The 18,415-nt window shown below is 65.9% G+C and carries 15 protein-coding genes; all 15 read right to left on the bottom strand.

The window, feature by feature from the left end:
• Positions 1–4: 4 nt before the first annotated feature.
• Positions 5–340, bottom strand: coding sequence for a 50S ribosomal protein L22 (gene rplV, locus PCA_RS03460; RefSeq protein WP_181300981.1), 336 nt, complete (start codon positions 338–340; stop codon positions 5–7).
• On the bottom strand, positions 340–612 hold the full coding sequence (gene rpsS, locus PCA_RS03455) for a 30S ribosomal protein S19 (RefSeq protein WP_077481308.1): 273 nt from the start codon (positions 610–612) through the stop codon (positions 340–342). The genes rplV and rpsS overlap by 1 nt, the downstream gene beginning before the upstream one ends.
• 12 nt (positions 613–624) lie before the next feature.
• Positions 625–1,446: a 50S ribosomal protein L2 gene (gene rplB, locus PCA_RS03450; RefSeq protein WP_181300975.1), complete on the bottom strand. Its 822-nt coding sequence runs from the start codon at positions 1,444–1,446 to the stop codon at positions 625–627.
• An 18-nt stretch (positions 1,447–1,464) separates the two neighbouring features.
• Positions 1,465–1,758 carry a 50S ribosomal protein L23 gene (rplW, locus tag PCA_RS03445; RefSeq protein WP_181300973.1) on the bottom strand — a complete coding sequence of 98 codons (294 nt, stop codon included), beginning with the start codon at positions 1,756–1,758 and terminating at the stop codon, positions 1,465–1,467.
• Complete coding sequence (gene rplD / locus PCA_RS03440; protein ID WP_181300971.1) at positions 1,755–2,357, bottom strand: 50S ribosomal protein L4; 603 nt, start codon at positions 2,355–2,357, stop codon at positions 1,755–1,757. The genes rplW and rplD overlap by 4 nt, the downstream gene beginning before the upstream one ends.
• Before the next feature lie 11 nt (positions 2,358–2,368).
• Entirely contained in the window at positions 2,369–3,010 is a 642-nt protein-coding gene (rplC, locus tag PCA_RS03435; RefSeq protein ID WP_181300969.1) for a 50S ribosomal protein L3, read from the bottom strand.
• A gap of 20 nt (positions 3,011–3,030) precedes the next feature.
• Positions 3,031–3,342 (bottom strand): 30S ribosomal protein S10, encoded by a 312-nt coding sequence (rpsJ, locus tag PCA_RS03430; RefSeq protein ID WP_014402136.1) that lies wholly within the window; start codon positions 3,340–3,342, stop codon positions 3,031–3,033.
• 419 nt (positions 3,343–3,761) lie between these two features.
• Positions 3,762–4,952, bottom strand: a complete 1,191-nt coding sequence (gene tuf, locus PCA_RS03425; protein ID WP_181300935.1) for an elongation factor Tu — start codon at positions 4,950–4,952, stop codon at positions 3,762–3,764.
• Positions 4,953–5,075: 123 nt separating this feature from the next.
• Positions 5,076–7,205 (bottom strand): elongation factor G, encoded by a 2,130-nt coding sequence (gene fusA, locus PCA_RS03420; protein WP_181300967.1) that lies wholly within the window; start codon positions 7,203–7,205, stop codon positions 5,076–5,078.
• A 133-nt stretch (positions 7,206–7,338) separates the two neighbouring features.
• Positions 7,339–7,806, bottom strand: coding sequence for a 30S ribosomal protein S7 (gene rpsG / locus PCA_RS03415; protein ID WP_181300965.1), 468 nt, complete (start codon positions 7,804–7,806; stop codon positions 7,339–7,341).
• A gap of 65 nt (positions 7,807–7,871) precedes the next feature.
• A complete protein-coding gene (rpsL, locus tag PCA_RS03410) occupies positions 7,872–8,246 on the bottom strand; it encodes a 30S ribosomal protein S12 (protein WP_181300951.1) in 375 nt (124 codons plus the stop codon).
• A 178-nt stretch (positions 8,247–8,424) separates the two neighbouring features.
• Positions 8,425–12,639, bottom strand: a complete 4,215-nt coding sequence (gene rpoC, locus PCA_RS03405) for a DNA-directed RNA polymerase subunit beta' (RefSeq protein ID WP_181300949.1) — start codon at positions 12,637–12,639, stop codon at positions 8,425–8,427.
• A 100-nt stretch (positions 12,640–12,739) separates the two neighbouring features.
• Complete coding sequence (gene rpoB / locus PCA_RS03400; protein WP_181300947.1) at positions 12,740–16,900, bottom strand: DNA-directed RNA polymerase subunit beta; 4,161 nt, start codon at positions 16,898–16,900, stop codon at positions 12,740–12,742.
• A gap of 350 nt (positions 16,901–17,250) precedes the next feature.
• Entirely contained in the window at positions 17,251–17,622 is a 372-nt protein-coding gene (rplL, locus tag PCA_RS03395) for a 50S ribosomal protein L7/L12 (protein ID WP_181300945.1), read from the bottom strand.
• 46 nt (positions 17,623–17,668) lie between these two features.
• Positions 17,669–18,193, bottom strand: coding sequence for a 50S ribosomal protein L10 (gene rplJ, locus PCA_RS03390; RefSeq protein WP_181300943.1), 525 nt, complete (start codon positions 18,191–18,193; stop codon positions 17,669–17,671).
• Positions 18,194–18,415 lie beyond the last annotated feature (222 nt).

Genomic DNA, 18,415 nt, shown 5'->3' with positions numbered 1-18,415 from the left:
CCTCTTACTCGCCAACGACCACGGTGATGTGGCTGGTGCGCTTCAGGATGCGGGAACCGCGGCCTTTGGCCCGGGCATACATGCGCTTCATCGCCGGACCTTCGTCCACGAAGATGCGCGAGACCTTCAGCTCGTCGACATCGGCGCCGAGGTTGTTCTCGGCGTTGGCGACGGCCGACAGCAGCACCTTGCGGACAAGGTGGGCGGCCTTCTTGTTGGTGAACTGGAGCACGTCGCTGGCCCGGCCCACGGGCATGCCGCGGACCAGGTCTGCCACCAGGCGTGCCTTCTGCGCCGAGATGCGGGCGCTGCGCAGGATCGCTTTGGCTTCGGTGCTCATCACTTGCCCTTCTTGTCGCCGACGTGGCCCTTGAAGGTGCGGGTCACCGCGAACTCGCCGAGCTTGTGCCCGACCATGTTCTCGTTGACGAGCACCGGCACGTGCTGGCGGCCGTTGTGGATGGCGATGGTCAGGCCCACCATTTCGGGCAGGATCATCGAGCGGCGCGACCAGGTCTTGATCGGACGCTTGTTGTTGGCGGAAACCGCGGCTTCCACCTTCTTGGCGAGGTGAAGGTCGACGAACGGACCTTTCTTCAGAGAGCGTGGCATGTCGGTTTCCTGTTACTTGCGGCGACGCACGATGAACTGCTGCGTGCGCTTGTTGTTGCGGGTCTTGTAACCCTTGGTCGGCGTGCCCCACGGGCTGACCGGATGACGGCCGCCGGAGGTACGGCCTTCACCACCGCCGTGCGGATGGTCGACCGGGTTCATCACCACGCCGCGCACGGTCGGGCGGATGCCCAGCCAGCGCTTGGCGCCGGCCTTGCCGAGCTTCTTCAGGCTGTGCTCGCCGTTGCCGACTTCGCCGATGGTGGCGCGGCACTCGACCGGCACGCGGCGCATTTCGCCGGAGCGCAGGCGGAGCGTGGCGTAGCCGGACTCGCGGGCCACCAGCTGCACCGAGGCGCCGGCGCTGCGGGCGATCTGCGCGCCCTTGCCGGGCTTCATCTCGATGCAGTGGATCGTGGAACCCACCGGGATGCTGCGCAGCTGCAGGCAGTTGCCGGCCTTGATCGGCGCGTCGTGGCCCGACAGCAGGCGGTCGCCCACCTGCACGCCCTTCGGCGCGATAATGTAGCGGCGCTCGCCGTCGGCGTAGCACAGCAGCGCGATGTGCGCGGTGCGGTTCGGATCGTATTCGATGCGCTCGACCTTGGCGGCAATGCCTTCCTTGTCGCGCTTGAAGTCGATGATGCGGTAATGCTGCTTGTGACCGCCGCCACGATGACGCGTGGTGATGCGGCCGAAGTGGTTGCGGCCGCCGGTCTTGGACTGCGACTCGGTCAACGCCGCGTACGGCGCGCCCTTGTGCAGGCCCTCGGTGCGGACGCTGACTGCGTCGCGACGACCGGGCGAGGTCGGCTTGTGAGTGATCAGTGCCATCTCAATTCAACTCCTGGCTCAGGCCTTGGCCGACACGTCGATGGTCTGGCCATCGGCGAGGCGCACATAAGCCTTGCGCTTGCCCTGGCGGCTGCCAGCGCGGAAACGGAAGGACTTGACCTTGCCCTTGCTGTTGACGAGGTTCACCTGCTCGACCTTGACGTCGAACATCTGCTCCACCGCCGCGCGGACATCGGCCTTGGTCGCCTCGGGGGCCACCACGAAAACGTACTGGTTGTGCTCGCTGACGCGAGCCGACTTCTCGGAGATGTGCGGCGCGCGCAGCGTGTCGAGAATGCGTTCGTTGCTCATGCCAGCCACTCCTCGATCTTCTTCACGGCCTCGACCGTCATCACCACGTGGTCGGAACCGACCAGGCTGACGGGGTTCAGCGCCATCACGTCCAGCACATGCAGGTACGGGATGTTGCGCGCGGCCAGGTACAGCGCCTCGTTCGCATCCTCGGACACCAGCAGCACGCGACCGGACACTTCCAGCTCGGCGAGCTTGGCGACCATCGCCTTGGTCTTGGGCTGGTCGACGCCGAAGCTCTCGACCACCTTGATGCGACCCTGGCGGTTCAGCTCGGAAAGGATCGAGCGGATCGCCACGCGATAGGCCTTGCGGTTGACCTTCTGCTCGAAGCTGCGGGGCTTCGCGGCAAAGGCCACGCCGCCGCCCACGAAGATCGGGGCGCGGTAGTCGCCGTGACGGGCGCCGCCGCCCTTCTGCTTCTTGAACTTCTTGGTGGTGCCCGACAGCTCGCCACGCGACAGCTGCGCCTTGGTGCCGGCGCGACCGCCGGCCTGGTACGCAACCACCACCTGGTGGATCAGGGCCTGCTTGAACTCGCCGCCGAACACTTCGTCCGACACGCTGAGCGGCTTGGCGCCAATGACATTCAGTTCCATGGCGTCTCTCCTCAACCCTTGGTGGTCGGACGGATGACGACGTCGCCACCGGTCGCGCCGGGGACAGCGCCCTTCACCGCGATCAGGTGACGCTCGGCGTCGACCCTGACCACTTCCAGACCCTGCTGCGTGCGGTTCACCGCACCCATGTGGCCGGCCATCTTCTTGCCCGGGAACACGCGGCCCGGCGTCTGGCGCTGGCCGATCGAACCCGGCGCGCGGTGCGACAGCGAGTTGCCGTGCGTCGCATCGCCCATCTTGAAGTTGTGGCGCTTGATGGTGCCCTGGAAGCCCTTGCCCTTCGAGACGCCGGCGACGTCGACGATCTGGCCGACCGAGAACACTTCCTCGGCCTTGATCTCCGCGCCCACGCTGTACTTGCCGAGGTCTTCCGCGGTCACGCGGAACTCCCACAGGCCGCGGCCCGGCTCGACCTTGGCCTTGGCGTAATGGCCCTTCATCGGCGCCGTCAGCAGACTGGCGCGCTTCACGCCCGTCGCGACCTGCACCGCGCTGTAGCCGTCGTTGTCTTCCGTCTTCAGCTGGGTGACGCGATTCGGGGTGGCCTCAATCAGGGTCACCGGAATCGAGCGTCCGTCTTCAGTGAAGAGCCGGCTCATGCCGCACTTGCGGCCTACCAGTCCGATACTCATGTTCGTATCCTGTCTGTCGCTCAACCGAGCTTGATCTGAACATCGACGCCAGCGGCGAGATCAAGCTTCATGAGCGCGTCCACGGTCTTGTCGTTGGGGTCGACGATGTCGAGCACGCGCTTGTGCGTACGGGTCTCGTACTGGTCGCGTGCATCCTTGTCGACGTGCGGCGACACCAGAATGGTGTAGCGCTCGATCTTGGTCGGGAGCGGGATCGGGCCGAGCACCGTGGCGCCCGTGCGCTTGGCCGTCTCGACGATCTCGCTGGCCGAACGGTCGATCAGACGATGATCGAACGCCTTGAGGCGGATGCGAATCTTCTGGTTCGCCATAAAACCGTGTCCTGTTATCAAAAGAACTTGAATGTGCAACGAGGCGGCTTCTCACCGCATCGCACTGCTCTCTGGAACCATCGGGACCGTACGGAACCCAATCCCGACCTGAAAAACGCCAAGCGAGCACATGTGGGCTCGCCTGGCGCAAATCCTGCTGCGCAATGGACGTGGCGACGGGCGGGACCCGGAACTGCGCCGCATGCGATGACCGTCCACGGTCTGCGAACTCGAAGCACTTCCTGTGCCTCATTTCGCTGTAAGTCGAACCAGAATGTCATCTGGCTGACAAGTGAGCTGCGAAGTATATCCGCAAACTCCCCCGAAGGGAATAGGGTCCGGAAGAGGAACCCGGTCCATGCGGAAAGGCGTGCCTTTCCGTATCCCGAATCCCGCCTCCCGAATCCCCGCTTTGTTGCTTACTTGATGACCTTCGCCACCACGCCGGCGCCGACGGTGCGGCCGCCTTCGCGGATCGCGAAACGCAGGCCCTGGTCCATCGCGATCGGGTGGATCAGCGTCACCACCATCTTGATGTTGTCGCCCGGCATGACCATTTCCACGCCTTCCGGCAGCTCGATCGCACCGGTCACGTCGGTGGTGCGGAAGTAGAACTGCGGGCGGTAGCCCTTGAAGAACGGGGTGTGACGGCCGCCTTCGTCCTTCGACAGCACGTACACCTCGGCCTCGAACTCCGTGTGCGGGGTGATCGTGCCCGGCTTCGCCAGCACCTGGCCACGCTCCACGTCGTCGCGCTTCAGGCCGCGCAGCAGCAGGCCGGCGTTGTCGCCCGCCTGACCCTGGTCCAGCAGCTTGCGGAACATTTCCACGCCGGTCACGGTGGTCTTCTGCGTCGGACGGATGCCGACCACTTCGATTTCGTCGCCCACCTTGATCACGCCGCGCTCGATACGGCCGGTCACCACGGTGCCGCGGCCCGAGATCGAGAACACGTCTTCCACCGGCATCAGGAACGGCTGGTCGATCGCGCGCTGCGGCTCCGGAATGTAGGTGTCCAGCGCGTCCACCAGCGAGATGATCGCCGGCACGCCGATTTCCGACTGGTCGCCTTCCAGCGCCAGCTTCGCCGAACCCTTGATGATCGGCGTGTCGTCGCCCGGGAAGTCGTACTTCGACAGCAGCTCGCGCACTTCCATCTCGACCAGCTCGAGCAGCTCGGCGTCGTCCACCATGTCGGCCTTGTTCAGGAACACGACGATGTACGGCACGCCCACCTGGCGCGACAGCAGGATGTGTTCGCGCGTCTGCGGCATCGGGCCGTCCGCGGCCGAACACACCAGGATCGCGCCGTCCATCTGCGCCGCGCCCGTGATCATGTTCTTCACGTAGTCGGCGTGGCCCGGGCAGTCCACGTGCGCGTAGTGGCGCGTCGGCGACTCGTATTCCACGTGCGCCGTCGAGATCGTGATGCCGCGCGCCTTTTCTTCCGGCGCCGCGTCGATCGCGTCGTAGGCCTTGAATTCGCCGCCGAAGCGTTCCGCACCGACCTTCGTCAGCGCCGCCGTCAGCGTCGTCTTGCCGTGGTCCACGTGACCGATCGTGCCCACGTTCACGTGGGGCTTGGTGCGCTCGAACTTGCCCTTTGCCATGACTTGAGACCTCTGGATAGAACTTCTGTCAGTGCGGCGATTGCCGCGTCGCTTGATTCACGCGACCCGCAGGCCGCACTGGTTTTTTCTTCTGAAAGTGCGGCCACGGATGGCCGCAAAGGTTTAAGCCTTCTTCACCACCTGCTCGGCGATGTTGTTCGGCGCCTCGGCGTAGTGGTCGAACTCCATCGTGAAGGTGGCGCGACCCTGGGTCAGCGACCGGATGGTGGTCGCGTAACCGAACATCTCGCCCAGCGGAACGAACGCGTCGACGGTCTTGCCCGACGGCGTGTCTTCCTGGCCGCGCAGGATGCCGCGACGACGGCTCATGTCGCCCATCACGTCGCCCACGTATTCCTCCGGCGTCACCACCTCGACCTTCATGATCGGCTCGAGCAGCACCGGCGAGGCCTTCGCGAAGCCCTGCTTGAACGCCATGGAGGCGGCCAGCTTGAACGCCATTTCGGACGAGTCGACGTCGTGGTACGAACCGAACACCAGCTTGACCTTGACGCCCACCACCGGGAAGCCCGCCAGCGGACCGCTGGTGATGGTTTCGCGCAGACCCTTTTCGACCGAGGGGATGAACTCCTTCGGAATCACGCCGCCGGTGATCTCGTTCTGGAACAGGAAGTCGTCCTTGATCTGCGAGGACAGCTTCTCGTCGGCGCGGTCGGCCTCGCTGATCGGCGACATCTCGATCACCACGTGACCGTACTGGCCCTTGCCGCCGGACTGCTTGGCGTGCTTGTAGTCGGACTTCACGTCGCTGCTGCGGATCGTCTCGCGGTAGGCCACCTGCGGCTTGCCCACGTTCGCTTCCACGTTGAACTCGCGCTTCATGCGGTCGACGATGATGTCGAGGTGCAGCTCGCCCATGCCGGAGATGATGGTCTGGCCCGACTCCTCGTCGGTGCGCACGCGGAAGGACGGATCCTCCGCGGCCAGGCGACCGAGCGCGATGCCCATCTTTTCCTGGTCGGACTTGGTCTTCGGCTCGACCGCCATCGAGATCACCGGCTCCGGGAACGTCATGCGCTCCAGGGTGATGATGTGATCCTGCGCGCACAGCGTGTCGCCGGTCGTCACGTCCTTCAGGCCGACCGCGGCGGCGATGTCGCCTGCGCGGACTTCCTTCAGTTCATGACGATCGTTCGCGTGCATCTGCAGCATGCGGCCGATGCGCTCCTTCTTCGACTTCACCGGGTTGTAGACGGCGTCGCCGGCATTCAGCACGCCCGAATAGACGCGGAAGAACGTCAGCGAACCGACGAACGGGTCGGTCATGATCTTGAACGCGAGCGCGGAGAACGGCGCGGCGTCGTCCGCCTTGCGGGTCGCCTCCTGGTCGTTCTCGTCCATGCCGGCCACCGGCGGACGATCCACCGGCGACGGCAGCAGGTGCACCACCGCGTCCAGCATCGCCTGCACGCCCTTGTTCTTGAACGCGGTGCCGCAGTAGACCGGAATGATCTCGCTGGCCAGCGTGCGCGCGCGCAGGCCGCTGATGATCTCGTCCTCGGTGAGGGTGCCCTCTTCGAGGTACTTGTTCATCAGCTCCTCGGTCGCCTCGGCGGCCGACTCGACCATGAAGTTGTGCGCCTCGGCGGACTTGTCCGCGAGGTTCGCCGGGATGTCCTGGTACTCGAACTTCATCCCCTGGGACGCCATGTCCCAGATGATCGCCTTCATCTTGAGCAGGTCGACCACGCCCTCGAAGTCGTCCTCGGCGCCGATCGGCACCACCATCGGCACCGGGTTCGCGCCCAGGCGCGCCTTCAGCTGGCCGACGACCTTGTCGAAGTTCGCGCCGGTGCGGTCCATCTTGTTGACGAACGCGAGGCGCGGCACCTTGTACTTGTTGGCCTGGCGCCACACGGTCTCGGACTGCGGCTGCACGCCGCCGACCGCGCACAGCACGAACACCGCGCCGTCGAGCACGCGCAGCGAACGCTCCACCTCGATGGTGAAGTCGACGTGCCCGGGGGTGTCGATGATGTTGAAGCGGTACTGGTCCATCGACCCGTCCATGCCCTTCCAGAACGCCGTGGTGGCGGCGGAAGTGATGGTGATGCCGCGCTCCTGCTCCTGCTCCATCCAGTCCATGGTGGCCGCACCGTCGTGCACCTCGCCGATCTTGTGCGAGACGCCGGTGTAGAACAGGATGCGCTCCGTGGTCGTGGTCTTGCCGGCATCGATGTGGGCCATGATGCCGAAGTTGCGGTAGCGCTCGATGGGAGTGGTGCGTGCCATAGTCGTATCCGACGGAGATCCATCCCCGAATGGGCAAGAGCGGCCATCCTGGCCGCGCTGTCGTGAAAAAAATCCGGCAGGCATGCCGGTTCACTCGGCGTCGCCCGTCATGGGCGACGCGGCATGCCGCCGATTACCAGCGGTAGTGCGAGAACGCCTTGTTCGCTTCCGCCATGCGGTGGGTTTCCTCGCGCTTCTTGGCGGCGCCGCCGCGGCTCTCGGAAGCCTCCTGCAGCTCGGCAGCCAGCTTGCGCGGCATCGAGGTCTCGCCGCGCTTGCGCGCCGCCTCGATCACCCAGCGCATGGCCAGCGCCATGCGGCGACCCGGACGCACTTCGACCGGCACCTGGTAGGTGGCGCCGCCGACGCGACGGGACTTCACCTCGACGGCGGGCGCGACGTTGTTCAGCGCCTTCTCGACCAGAGCCACCGGCTCGGCGTGCTTCTCGCCCAGATGCTCCAGCGCGCCGTAGACGATGCTTTCGGCCACCGACTTCTTGCCGCTCTTCATCACCATGTTGATGAAACGGGCGATCAGCTGGCTGCCGTGCTTCGGATCGGGCAGCACCAGGCGGGCGGGGTGGGAACCTTTACGCGACATGTTTGGTATCCGTTGTTACTCGGGCATCCAGGGCCCTGAACGCGACCATGGATGGCCGCTGCTGATTAACTCTTGGGACGCTTGGCGCCGTACTTCGAGCGCGACTGGCGACGCTTGGTGACGCCGGCGCAGTCCAGGCTGCCGCGCACCGTGTGGTAGCGCACGCCCGGCAGGTCCTTGACGCGGCCGCCGCGGATCAGCACCACCGAGTGCTCCTGCAGGTTGTGGCCTTCGCCGCCGATGTAGCTGATCACCTCGTAGCCGTTGGTCAGGCGCACCTTGGCAACCTTGCGCAGGGCCGAGTTCGGCTTTTTCGGGGTGGTCGTGTAAACGCGCGTGCAGACGCCGCGACGCTGCGGGCTGTTCTGCAGGGCAGGCGAATCGCTCTTGTAGCTCTTCGGGCTGCGGGATTTGCGCACCAACTGGTTGATAGTCGCCATGCGAAGCCTATTCTGAAAACATAAAGGCAGCCCGAACAAGCTCGGTCTGCCAAGAAGCGGGAATATAACACGGACGGCCTGTCAGAGACAAGCCAAGGTCCCGCCTTCCATGACCCGAACACGAGGTGCATCCATGCACCTCATTTCGTATGTCTAGCGAGATGAGCCCGGAACGGGCTTACTCGACGCCACTTTCACTACCGGCCGGCGCCTCGGCGAACGAGACGGCGGAAGCGGTACCGGAAAGCGTCTGCAACTCCGAGGCGGTCAGGCCGCCCTGACCGCGACGCGAGGCGTGATACGCCAAGCCGGTACCCGCGGGAATCAGACGTCCGACGATAACATTTTCCTTCAGGCCCCGCAAGGTATCGCGCGTGCCACGGACCGCCGCCTCGGTGAGGACGCGGGTGGTCTCCTGGAACGAGGCCGCCGAGATGAACGACTCGGTGGCCAGCGATGCCTTGGTGATGCCGAGCAGCACCGACTGGTACTCGGCCGGACGCTCGCCCTTGCTCACCGCGCGATCGTTCTCGGCATTGATGCGCACGCGCTCCACCTGCTCGCCGCGCAGGTAGTGGCTGTCGCCCGTCTCGGTGATCTCGACCTTGCGCAGCATCTGGCGAATGATCGCTTCGATGTGCTTGTCGTTGATCTTCACGCCCTGCAGGCGGTAGACGTCCTGGATTTCCTTGACCAGGTAGCCGGCCAGCGGCTCCACGCCCAGCAGGCGCAGGATGTCGTGCGGGCTGGGCTCGCCGTCCACCACGGTTTCGCCCTTCTCCACGTGCTCGCCTTCGAACACGATGACCTGGCGCCACTTCGGGATCAGCTCCTCGTGCTCGTTGCCGTCGGCGTCCTTGATGATCAGGCGCTGCTTGCCCTTGGTGTCCTTGCCGAAGCTGATCACGCCCGAACGCTCGGCCAGGATCGCCGGCTCCTTCGGCTTGCGCGCCTCGAACAGGTCGGCCACGCGGGGCAGACCGCCGGTGATGTCGCGGGTCTTGGAGGCGTCCTGCGGGATACGCGCCACCACGTCGCCCACGCCCACCGCCGCACCGTTCTGGATCGACACCAGGGCGCCGGCCGGCAGCATGTACTGCGCCGGCACGTCGGTGCCCGGCAGCTTCAGCTCGCGGCCCTTGGCGTCTTCCAGGCGCACGATGGGACGCAGGTCCTTGGCGGCCGTGCCGCGACGCTTCGGATCGGTCACCACCGCGGATTCCAGGCCGGTCAGTTCGTCGGTCTGGCTCTGCACGGTGACGCCGTCGATGAAGTCGATGAAGCGCACGGTACCGGCCACTTCCGACACGATCGGATGGGTGTGCGGGTCCCAGTTGGCCACGGCCTGGCCGGCCTTGACCGCGGCGCCGTCCTTCACCGCGATGGTGGCGCCGTACGGCACCTTGTAGCGCTCGCGCTCGCGGCCGCTGGTATCCAGCACCGACACTTCGCCCGAACGCGACACCGCCACCAGGTGGCCCTGCGCGTGCTGCACGGTCTTGATGTTGTTGAACTTCAGCGTGCCGGTGGTCTTCACCGTCACGTTGTCCACCGCGGCCGCACGCGATGCCGCGCCGCCGATGTGGAAGGTACGCATGGTCAGCTGGGTGCCAGGTTCGCCGATCGACTGCGCGGCAACCACGCCCACGGCCTCGCCCATGTTCACCAGGTGGCCACGGGCCAGGTCGCGGCCGTAGCACAGCTTGCACACGCCGTGGCTGGCGGCGCAGGTGATCGGCGAACGCACCTTGATCGACTGCACGCCGGCCTTGTCCAGCTTCTCCACCAGCGCCTCGTTGAGCAGCGTGTCGCGCTCGACGATGGGCTGGTCGTCGTTGCCGGGGGCGTAGACGTCCTCGACCACCACGCGGCCCAGCACGCGCTCGCGCAGCGGCTCGACCACGTCGCCGCCTTCCACGATCGGCTGCATGATCAGGCCTTCCTCGGTGCCGCAGTCGTCCATGGTGACCACCACGTCCTGCGCCACGTCCACGAGGCGGCGGGTGAGGTAACCGGAGTTCGCGGTCTTCAGCGCCGTATCCGCGAGGCCCTTGCGGGCGCCGTGGGTGGAGTTGAAGTACTGCAGCACGTTCAGGCCTTCGCGGAAGTTGGCCTTGATGGGGGTCTCGATGATCGAGCCGTCCGGACGCGCCATCAGGCCGCGCATGCCGGCGAGCTGGCGGATCTGCGCCACCGAACCACGGGCGCCGGAGTCGGCCATGATGTACAGCGAGTTCATCGACTTCTGGGCGACCTGCTTGCCGTCGGCGTCGGTCACCGTCTCGGTGCCGATGCCGTCGATCATCGCCTTGGCCACCAGCTCGTTGGTGCGCGACCAGATGTCGACCACCTTGTTGTAGCGCTCGCCGGCGGTCACCAGGCCCGACTGGTACTGCTGCTGGATCTCGACGACTTCCTTCTCGGCTTCCTCGAGGATCGCCTTCTTCTCGGCCGGGATCTTCATGTCGTCGATGCCGATGGAGATGCCGGCGCGCGTCGCGAAACGGTAGCCGGTGTACATCAGCTTGTCGGCGAAGATCACCGTTTCCTTGAGGCCCAGGCGGCGGTAGCTGGCGTTGATCAGGCGCGAGATGGCCTTCTTGGTCAGCTCGGTGTTGGCGAGCTGGAACGGCAGGCCTTCCGGCAGGATCTCGGCCAGCAGCGCGCGACCCACGGTGGTCTCGACCAGCGAGAGCTCGCTGTGGCGCTCGCCGTGCTCGTCCACGCGCACCTGCTTCAGGCGCACCTTGATCTTCGCATGCAGCTCGACCGCGCGGTTGTCGTAGGCGCGGCGCACCTCGCTGATGCCGGAGAACACCATGCCGGTGCCCTTCGCGTTCACCAGCTCGCGCGTCATGTAGTACAGGCCCAGCACCACGTCCTGGGTCGGCACGATGATCGGCTCGCCGTTCGCCGGCGACAGGATGTTGTTCGTCGACATCATCAGGGCGCGCGCTTCCAACTGCGCCTCGATCGACAGCGGCACGTGCACGGCCATCTGGTCGCCGTCGAAGTCCGCGTTGAACGCGGTACACACGAGCGGGTGCAGCTGGATCGCCTTGCCTTCGATCAGGATCGGCTCGAACGCCTGGATGCCGAGGCGGTGCAGCGTCGGCGCGCGGTTCAGCAGCACCGGATGCTCGCGGATCACCTCTTCCAGGATGTCCCACACCTGGCCTTCCTCGCGCTCGACGAGCTTCTTGGCGGCCTTGATCGTGGTCGCCTCGCCGCGGGCCTGCAGCTTGGCGAAGATGAAGGGCTTGAACAGTTCCAGCGCCATCTTCTTCGGCAGGCCGCACTGGTGCAGGCGCAGCGTCGGACCCACGGTGATCACCGAGCGGCCCGAGTAGTCCACGCGCTTGCCCAGCAGGTTCTGGCGGAAGCGGCCCTGCTTGCCCTTGATCATGTCGGCCAGCGACTTCAGCGCGCGCTTGTTCGTGCCGGTGATGGCACGGCCGCGGCGGCCGTTGTCGAGCAGCGCGTCCACCGACTCCTGCAGCATGCGCTTCTCGTTGCGCACGATGATGTCGGGCGCATTGAGTTCGAGCAGGCGGCGCAGGCGGTTGTTGCGGTTGATGACGCGGCGGTACAGGTCGTTCAGGTCGGACGTGGCGAAGCGGCCGCCGTCCAGCGGCACCAGCGGACGCAGGTCCGGCGGCAGCACCGGCAGCACGGTCAGCACCATCCACTCCGGCTTGTTGCCGGACTCGACGAACGCCTCGATCAGCTTCACGCGCTTGGTGAGGCGCTTCAGCTTGGTCTCGGAGTTGGTGGAGGCGATCTCTTCCTTCAGGCGGATGATCTCGCCCGGCAGGTCCAGCGACTTCAGCAGCTCGTACACCGCCTCGGCGCCCATGCGCGCGTCGAACTCGTCGCCGTGCTCCTCGACCGCTTCGAGGTACTGGTCCTCGCTGAGCAGCTGGCCGCGCTCCAGCGCGGTCAGGCCCGGATCGATCACCACGAAGGCTTCGAAGTACAGGATGCGCTCGATGTCGCGCAGCGTCATGTCCAGCATCAGGCCGATGCGCGAGGGCAGCGACTTGAGGAACCAGATGTGCGCGGTCGGGCTGGCCAGCTCGATGTGGCCCATGCGCTCGCGGCGCACCTTGGCCAGGGTGACCTCGGTGCCGCACTTCTCGCAGACCACGCCGCGGTGCTTCATGCGCTTGTACTTGCCGCACAGGCACTCGTAGTCCTTCACCGGACCGAAGATCGCGGCGCAGAACAAGCCGTCGCGCTCGGGCTTGAACGTGCGGTAGTTGATGGTTTCCGGCTTCTTCACTTCGCCGTAGGACCAGGAGCGGATCAGCTCCGGCGAGGCGAGCGCGATCTTGATCGCGTCGAACTCGGGCGTGGCGCGCTGCTGGTTGAACAGATTGAGCAAGTCTTTCATGTGAGTCTCCGCTTGGAGCTGTCTCTATGGTCGGGAGCCACGGAATAACCGGGGGTCTGGCTTATCCGGGACCCGGGGGATCGCCCCGGGTCCCGACCATTCACTTGATCTCTTCCAGGTCGATGTCGATGCCCAGCGAGCGGATTTCCTTCACCAGCACGTTGAAGGATTCCGGCATGCCGGCCGCCATCTCGTGGTTGCCGTCGACGATGTTCTTGTACATCTGGTTGCGGCCCTGCACGTCGTCGGACTTCACCGTCAGCATTTCCTGCAGGGTGTAGGCCGCGCCGTAGGCTTCCAGCGCCCAGACTTCCATTTCGCCGAAGCGCTGGCCGCCGAACTGCGCCTTGCCGCCCAGCGGCTGCTGGGTGACCAGCGAGTACGGGCCGGTGGAGCGGGCGTGCATCTTGTCGTCGACCAGGTGGTTGAGCTTCAGGTAGTGCATGTAGCCCACGGTGACCGGGCGATCGAACGCCTCGCCGGTGCGGCCGTCGAACAGCGTGGTCTGGCCCGACTCGGGCAGATCCGCCAGCTTCAGCATCGCCTTGATCTCGGTTTCCTCGGCGCCGTCGAACACCGGCGTGGCCATCGGCACGCCCTGTTGCAGGTTGTTCGCGAGCGCGAGGATCTCGTCGTCGGTCAGCGACTTGAGGTCCACGTGCTGCACGGCGCCGGCGACGTGGTGGTTGTAGATCTGGTCGAGGAACTCGCGGATCTGCTTGACCTTGGCCTGCGCCTCCATCATCTGCTGGATCTTCCTGCCCAGGCCCTTGGCCGCCCAGCCCAGATGCACTTCCAGGATCTGGCCGATGTTCATGCGGCTCGGCACGCCCAGCGGGTTCAGGCAGATGTCCACCGCCGTGCCGTCGGCCATGTGCGGCATGTCCTCGACCGGCACCACGTTGGAGACCACGCCCTTGTTGCCGTGACGGCCGGCCATCTTGTCGCCCGGCTGGATGCGGCGCTTCACGGCCAGGAACACCTTGACCATCTTCAGCACGCCCGGCGCGAGGTCGTCGCCCTGGGTGATCTTGCCCTGCTTCTCCTTGAAGCGCTTGTCGAACTCCTCCTTGTGGCGCTTGACCTGCTCGGACGCGCGCTCGAGGAACTCGGTGACGGACTCGTCCTTGACGTTGATCTTGAACCAGTCGTCCTTCTTCAGGCCGTCGAGGTAGGCGTCGGTGATCTCGGTGCCGCGCTTCAGGCCGCCCGGACCGCTCATCGCGCTCTGGCCGACCAGCTGGACGCGCATGCGGTTGTAGATCGCGCCTTCCAGGATGCGGAACTGGTCGTCGAAGTCCTTGCGGATGCGCTTGACCTCGGTTTCCTCGATCTGGCGCGCGCGCTTGTCCTTCTCGATGCCGTCGCGGGTGAACACCTGCACGTCGATGACGGTGCCGTCCATGCCCGGCGGCACGCGCAGCGAGCTGTCCTTCACGTCGCTGGCCTTCTCGCCGAAGATCGCGCGCAGCAGCTTCTCTTCCGGCGTGAGCTGGCTCTCGCCCTTCGGCGTGACCTTGCCGACCAGGATGTCGCCCGCCTTCACTTCGGCGCCGATGTAGACGATGCCGCTCTCGTCGAGGCGGGCCAGCGCCTGCTCGCCCACGTTCGGGATGTCGGCGGTGATTTCCTCGGCGCCCAGCTTGGTGTCGCGCGCGACGCAGGCCAGCTCCTCGATGTGGATCGAGGTGTAGCGGTCTTCCTGCACGACGCGCTCGGAGAGCAGGATCGAGTCTTCGAAGTTGTAGCCGTTCCACGGCATGAACGCGATCAGCATGTTCTGGCCGAGCGCGAGCTCGCCGAGGTCGGTCGAGGAACCGTCCGCCAGCGTGTCGCCCTTCGCCACCACGTCGCCCACGTTCACCAGCGGACGCTGGTTGAGGTTGGTGTTCTGGTTGGAGCGGGTGTACTTGGTCAGCGTGTAGATGTCGACGCCGGCGTCGTTCTCGCCCACCTCGTCCTCGTTCACGCGCACCACGATGCGGCCGGCGTCGACCTGGTCGATCAGGCCGCCGCGCTTCGCGCTGACGGTGACGCCGGAGTCGCGCGCCACGGCACGCTCGATGCCGGTGCCCACCAGCGGGGTCTGCGAGCGCAGCGTCGGCACGGCCTGGCGCTGCATGTTCGCGCCCATCAGCGCGCGGTTCGCGTCGTCATGCTCCAGGAACGGCACCAGCGCCGCCGCCACCGACACGGTCTGCATCGGGGAGACGTCCATGTAGTCGACTTCGGCCGCCGGACGCAGCTCGGACTCGCCGCGGAAACGGCAGGACACGAATTCCTCGACGAAGGCGCCGTGCTTGTCCAGCGGCGAGTTCGCCTGCGCGATCACGTGGTCGCCTTCCTCGATCGCCGACAGGTAGTCCACCTTGTCGGTGACCTTGGCGTTCGCGACCTTGCGGTACGGCGTCTCCAGGAAGCCGTACTGGTTCGTGCGCGCGTACACGGCGAGCGAGTTGATCAGGCCGATGTTCGGGCCTTCCGGCGTCTCGATGGTGCAGACGCGGCCGTAATGGGTCGGGTGCACGTCGCGCACCTCGAAGCCGGCGCGCTCGCGGGTCAGGCCGCCCGGGCCCAGCGCCGAGACGCGGCGCTTGTGCGTCACTTCCGACAGCGGGTTGTTCTGGTCCATGAACTGCGAAAGCTGCGAGGAACCGAAGAACTCCTTCACCGCGGCCGCCACCGGCTTCGCGTTGATCAGGTCCTGCGGGGTGAGGCCGTCGGCCTCGGCCAACGACAGGCGCTCGCGCACCGCGCGCTCCACGCGCACCAGGCCGATGCGGAACGTGTTCTCGGTCATCTCGCCCACCGAACGCACGCGGCGGTTGCCGAGGTGGTCGATGTCGTCCACGGTGCCGTGGCCGTTCTTGATGTCGATCAGCACCTTCAGCACGTCGAGGATGTCGGAGGTGTCGCCCTGCGCCTTGACCAGCGCCTGCGCGGCCTCTTCCTTGCGCTCGCCGAAGTACTTGTGGTCGTACAGCACGCCCGGGCCCAGGATGTCCTTGCGGCCCACGCGGCGGTTGAACTTCATCCGGCCCACCGCCGACAGGTCGTAGCGGTCGAACGTGAAGAACAGGTTGAAGAACAGGTTCTGCGCGGCGTCCTTCGTCGGCGGCTCGCCCGGGCGCATCATGCGGTAGATCTCCACCAGCGCCTCGAGCGGGGTGCGGGTGTTGTCGATGCGCAGCGTGTGCGAGATGTAGGCGCCGCGGTCGAGGTCGTTCACGTACAGCGTGGGCACCACTTCGATGCCGGCCTTGCGGAAGTTCTCCAGCTGCTCGGCGGTGATTTCGTCGTTCGCCGAGGCCAGCAGCTCGCCGGTCTTCGCGTCGACGATGTCGGTGGCGAGGATGCGGCCCACCGGGTAGTCGTCCGGCACTTCCAGCGCGGTGATGTTCTCGGACGCGAGCTGGCGCACGTGGCGCGCGGTGATGCGCTTGCCCGCCTCCACCAGCACCTTGCCGCCGACCGCGAGGTCGAACGACAGCGTCTCGCCGCGCAGGCGCTCGGCGACCAGCTCCAGCGTGGTGCCACCCTTCTTGCCGAGGTGGAACACGTTGTGCTCGAAGAAGATCGCCAGCATCTCCTGGTTGCTGTAGCCCAGCGCGCGCAGCAGCACGGTCACCGGCAGCTTGCGGCGACGGTCGATGCGGGTGAACAGCGCGTCCTTCGGGTCGAACTCGAAGTCCAGCCACGAGCCGCGGTAGGGGATCACGCGGGCGGAGAACAGCAGCTTGCCCGAGCTGTGCGTCTTGCCGCGGTCGTGGTCGAAGAACACGCCCGGCGAACGGTGCAGCTGCGAGACGATGACGCGCTCGGTGCCGTTGATGATGAAGGTGCCGGTGTCGGTCATGAGCGGGATCTCGCCCATGTAGACCTCCTGCTCCTTGACGTACTTCACGGCCTTGCGCGAGGCCGGGCTGTCCTTGTCGTAGATCACCAGGCGCACGGTCACGCGCAGCGGCGCGCCGAAGGTCATGCCGCGGTTGCGGCACTCGCGCTCGTCGAAGCCCGGCTCGCCGAGGCGGTAGTCCACGTATTCCAGTGCGGCGTTGCCCGAGTAGCTCACGATCGGGAACACCGACTTCAGGGCGGCGTGCAGACCCTTGTCTTCGCGCTGTTTCGGAGCGGTGTGCTCCTGCAGGAATTCCCGGTAGGAATCGGTCTGGATGGTCAGCAGGTTGGGCACGCCCAGCACGGGGGGCCGCTTGCCGAAATCCTTGCGGATGCGCTTCTTCTCGGTAAACGAGTAGGTCATGGGTTGACGCCTCGGTTCGCAGTGACGCCGGTGGTGCACGCACCGGCTGAATGGGGATGCTTGGATCTTGGGGAATCGCGGTTGAAGACTTGTCACCAGTCCTCAGCCGCCATGCCCCACAGCAAAAGCATCCGTGCCTGATGTGTCCGGAATGGGCTCCTGCCCATTTCGGACTCGCCCGCCGGAGGCGGGCTCCGTGAACCAGGCGCAAGCACCTGGTTCACGGCGAGCCATCCATGGCTCGCAGCACGCTCCGCGCCGCCCGGTTCCTCAAGCGGGCAAAGCCCGGGGGCTTTCGCCCCCAGGCTTGCTTGACGCTAAGCCAAACTGACGGCGCGCAAGGGCGCCGATTACTTCAGTTCGACCGTGGCGCCGGCAGCTTCCAGGTCCTTCTTGAACTTGTCGGCGTCTTCCTTCGACACGGCTTCCTTCAGGACGCCGCCCTGCTCGGTCAGGTCCTTGGCTTCCTTCAGGCCCAGGCCGGTGATGGCGCGGACGGCCTTGATCACGTCGACCTTCTTGTCGCCGGCGGACTTCAGGATCACGTCGAACTCGGTCTGCGCCTCGGCGGCCGGGGCGGCAGCGCCACCGGCGGCGGCCACGGCGACCGGGGCAGCGGCGGAAACGCCAAACTTCTCTTCGATGGCCTTCACCAGCTCCATCACTTCCATGAGCGACTTGGCGGCGACGGCGTCAACGATCTGTTCGTTGGTCAGGGACATTTTGATTTACCTCTGGAAATGGATTCGATACGGATAAGCGTCGGGATCAGGCGGCCGCAGGGGCTTCGGCGGCGACTTCGCCACCACCCTGCTTGTCGGCCACGGCCTTGACGGCGCGCGCGAACATCGCAGCCGGCTCGGCCAGCACGCGGGCCAGCATCGCCAGCGCCTCTTCGCGGGTCGGCAGCGAGGCCAGCACGTCGACGTGCGCGGCGGGCAGCAGCTTGCCTTCCACCGAGACGACCTTGGCCTTGAGCTTTTCGTTGGTCTTCGCGAATTCCTTGATCAGGCGACCGGCAGCGCCGGGCTCCTCGGTCGAGAACGCGTACAGCAGCGGACCGGTCAGGACGTCCTTGACGACCTCGAACTCGGTACCTGCCACGGCGCGCGACGCCAGCGTGTTCTTGACAACCTTCAGGAACACGCCGGTCTCGCGGGCCTTCTTGCGCATCGCGGTCATCTGTTCGACCGTGGTGCCCGCGTACTCGGCAGCGACCAGGGAGTGAGCCTTCGCGGCGACTTCTGCCAGCTCGGCGACTACTTCTTGCTTCTGGGACAGATTGAGAGCCATTGCACTCCTCCAAATGAACTCCGCTCACGGCTCCTGCCGCTTGCGGTCCTGGGCGACGCCTTCCGTGACGTCGGGGACACTGGGTGTCCCGGGTGGTGGCCTTTCCAGAACGACGAATCATTCCAGTGGGGGCGACACCATCTGCGCAGGCCGGATGCGGGCATCCGATTAAGCGACCGGCTTGGCGACGACGGCGATTCCCTGCCATGAGCGAGCTCCCTG

Origin of the sequence: Rhodanobacter sp. PCA2 (genome assembly GCF_013620825.1) — a bacterium.
GTDB lineage: Bacteria > Pseudomonadota > Gammaproteobacteria > Xanthomonadales > Rhodanobacteraceae > Rhodanobacter_A.
Note: the sequence above shows the minus strand (reverse complement) of the source record. Positions and strands in the feature narration are given on the sequence as shown.